The organism is Cryobacterium sp. TMT2-17-1, assembly GCF_004402765.1.
GTDB classification, from domain to species: Bacteria; Actinomycetota; Actinomycetes; order Actinomycetales; family Microbacteriaceae; genus Cryobacterium; species Cryobacterium sandaracinum.
This window is the reverse complement of record NZ_SOGC01000020.1, coordinates 1-2564: the sequence shown is the minus strand read 5'-3', so window position 1 is coordinate 2564 and position 2564 is coordinate 1. Positions and strand designations below refer to the sequence as shown.

Below are 2564 nucleotides of genomic sequence, written 5' to 3'. Positions count from 1 at the left end.
GCAGCCACCTACCAAGACTGGATCCATAGCTACAATCACCACAGACCCCATACCGGCATCGGCGGCAAATCACCCATCAACCGTGCTCACAACGTCAGTGGGAACAACAGCTAGGCGAGCGCGCGGGCCACGTCCAGTCCGGAGCGCACGGCCCGAGAGATGCCCGACGGATGCCCGTGCAGCCGCCCGAAACCGTCTCCCGCCACGAAGATGCCGGGCTGGTCCGCGCTGCGGAAGAACGTGGAATCCGACCCCGAATCTGCAGGCACCACAGCATTCGCATACCGCCAGCGCTTCAACGCTGAGTCCAGAACGCGCACGCCGGGCAGCAGCCGGATCAGCTCGGCCAGCAGCTCCGCCTGCGAGAATGTGGCGTCCGCGTCCCAGGTCGCCTCGCTCCAGAGCGGGCTTGCAATGACCTCGAGCCACACCTGTCGGGCATCGTCCCGGTGCCTGACTCTAATCGTCTCGATGACTCCGTCGGGAGCGGACCAGCCCACGACGTCATTCACGACGTCGGCGCCGTCGACGATGCACAGCAGAACGGCCCGCCTGTCGTAGGCAGCCTCGAGCAGGCCGGGCGCGACAGCGATCCCGCTGCCGCGCAGCATCTGCAGGTTCTGTGGAACCGGCGCTGTGAGAACCACCGCCCGGCCTCCGAACGGTTCCCCCGAGTTGTGCGGCACGACGTGGATAAGACCGGAATTCTGCACGGCGAGGTGGGTGACGAAGGTGCGCCGGAGCGTCGTGCCGCCCGCCCACCGCTTGGCGATATCGCCCGCGGGCTCGTCGAACATCCACTTCGCGTAGCCCTCGGTGTCGGGCACGAACCGGGCTCCCGTTCGGCGGGTGATCTCGCGGGTGACCTCGGCGTCGTGACTGTGAACCGTGTCGACGGACGGGTTCAACAACCGGCCGCCGAGCGGGCGGCTCGCGAGCCGCCCGCCCGGCCGCGATCCCTTGTCGAGGAGGAGGACCGCACGACCGCGCTCCTGCAGGTTCCGGGCGATGGTCAGTCCGCAGACGCCCGCACCGACCACGATGACGTCCCACGTTTCCATGTCTGGAGGCTAGTGCACGCGCATTGCACGCACAGCGCGCCCACCGTGCAGTCGTACGCTTGTTCGTGTCGTCCTAGCTGCCGAGACCCGGCACGGATGCCGCAGCGCTGCATCCGCAGCACCGCCCACACAAAGGAGTCCCGCATGAAGATCGTTGTCACTGGTGGAAGCGGAAAGCTCGGCCGGACCGTCGTGACGTACCTCGTCGCCGAGGGTCACGAGGTACTGAACCTCGACCGCGACGGTGCCCGCAGCCACGATCTGGTGGTCGTGGACCTCACAGACTACGGCCAGGTCGTCGACGCGGTCCTCGGTGTCGATGACCGGCATAGCGGGTTCGACGCCATCGTGCACCTGGGCGCGATCCCGGCTCCCGGCCTGGTTCCCGACGTGGCCACGTTCCACAACAACATCCTCTCCACCTACAACGTGTTCCAGGCGGCCCGGCGGGCGGGCATCAAGAAGCTGGTCTACGCGTCCAGCGAGACTGTGCTCGGTCTCCCGTTCGACATCGACCCGCCCTATATTCCCGTAGACGAGGAGTACCCGGCCCGGCCCGAGAGCACCTACTCGCTGGTGAAGCACCTCGAGGAGCAGCTGGCGATCCAGCTCACCCGCTGGGATCCCGAACTCAGCATCACGGCTCTGCGCTTCTCCAACGTGAAGGACCCGGAGGACTACGCGGCCTTCCCCGCCTTCGACGCCGACGCCACCCTGCGCAAGTGGAACCTGTGGGGCTACATCGACGGCCGTGACGGCGCCCAGGCCGTGCTGCGGGCATTGCAGAACGCGAAGCCGGGCTTCGAGGCGTTCATCATCGCCGCCGCCGACACGGTGATGAGCCGGCCGAACGCCGAGCTGGCCGCCGAGGTCTTCCCCGACGTCGAACTCCGGGAGGTCGGCGAGAACGACACCTTGCTCTCCATCGACAAGGCCCGACGGATGCTCGGCTACGCACCGCAGCACAGCTGGCGCGACCACGTGTAGCCGTTTCAGCCGATGAAGCAACGGATGCCCCCACCCGGCCGGGCAGGGGCATCCGTCTTTTCGGTGCTGAGTGGTGTGCGGCTAGTTGGTGACCGCCACGAACGCCCGGGAGAACGACCACTGCGGGTTGCTCACCCCGGAGCACATGTACGCAGCGATCCCGCCGATGCACGGCTGGTCCCTGGTCATTTCCCACCAGCCGAGGTAGTTCAGCGCGTTCGCCTTGGCGAACTTGCCGACCTTGGTCGTGTCGGTGAGCGAGCAGACCTTTCCCGTGTCGTTCAGCCCGATCATCGGCGTGATGCCGATCATGGACAGGCGCTGGGCGTCGGTCAGGCCGGTGTAGCGTCTCGTCCTGAACGAATTCGACGGAGATTCTGGCTCTCCTGCTGCTTCTGTGGGTTAATCCCGGCCGGGGAGCACTGGTTTGTGGCCGCCGAGGCTGAGCATGGCCAGGGCGATGAGGGCGTCGGGTGATTTGAAGCCGAAGGCGATTCGGGTGAGTAGTCGGATCTT

General features: G+C 66.5%; 4 protein-coding genes. 2 read left to right on the top strand and 2 right to left on the bottom strand.

The window, feature by feature from the left end; genetic code table 11:
- The coding region (locus E3O47_RS04900) for an integrase core domain-containing protein (RefSeq protein WP_166785324.1) at nucleotides 1–114 on the top strand (114 nt) is incomplete at its 5' end.
- Here the strand turns inward: E3O47_RS04900 and E3O47_RS04895 are convergent.
- Nucleotides 111–1061, bottom strand: a complete 951-nt coding sequence (locus tag E3O47_RS04895; protein WP_134419690.1) for an FAD-dependent oxidoreductase — start codon at nucleotides 1059–1061, stop codon at nucleotides 111–113. The two genes, E3O47_RS04900 and E3O47_RS04895, sit on opposite strands and share 4 nt — an antisense overlap.
- A gap of 144 nt (nucleotides 1062–1205) precedes the next feature.
- On the opposite strand from E3O47_RS04895, the gene E3O47_RS04890 reads away from it, so the two are divergent.
- Nucleotides 1206–2048 carry an NAD(P)-dependent oxidoreductase gene (locus tag E3O47_RS04890; protein ID WP_104101476.1) on the top strand — a complete coding sequence of 281 codons (843 nt, stop codon included), beginning with the start codon at nucleotides 1206–1208 and terminating at the stop codon, nucleotides 2046–2048.
- Between the two features lie 81 nt (nucleotides 2049–2129).
- Here E3O47_RS04890 and E3O47_RS04885 read toward each other — a convergent pair whose 3' ends face one another.
- Complete coding sequence (locus tag E3O47_RS04885) at nucleotides 2130–2360, bottom strand: hypothetical protein (protein ID WP_134419688.1); 231 nt, start codon at nucleotides 2358–2360, stop codon at nucleotides 2130–2132.
- Nucleotides 2361–2564 lie beyond the last annotated feature (204 nt).

What these genes read in the sequence shown, in the direction of transcription:
- E3O47_RS04895 (WP_134419690.1), bottom strand. Translation starts at nt 1,061, where the DNA reads ATGGAAACGTGGGACGTCATCGTGGTCGGTGCGGGCGTCTGCGGACTG.
- E3O47_RS04890 (WP_104101476.1), top strand. Translation starts at nt 1,206, where the DNA reads ATGAAGATCGTTGTCACTGGTGGAAGCGGAAAGCTCGGCCGGACCGTC.
- E3O47_RS04885 (WP_134419688.1), bottom strand. Translation starts at nt 2,360, where the DNA reads ATGATCGGCATCACGCCGATGATCGGGCTGAACGACACGGGAAAGGTC.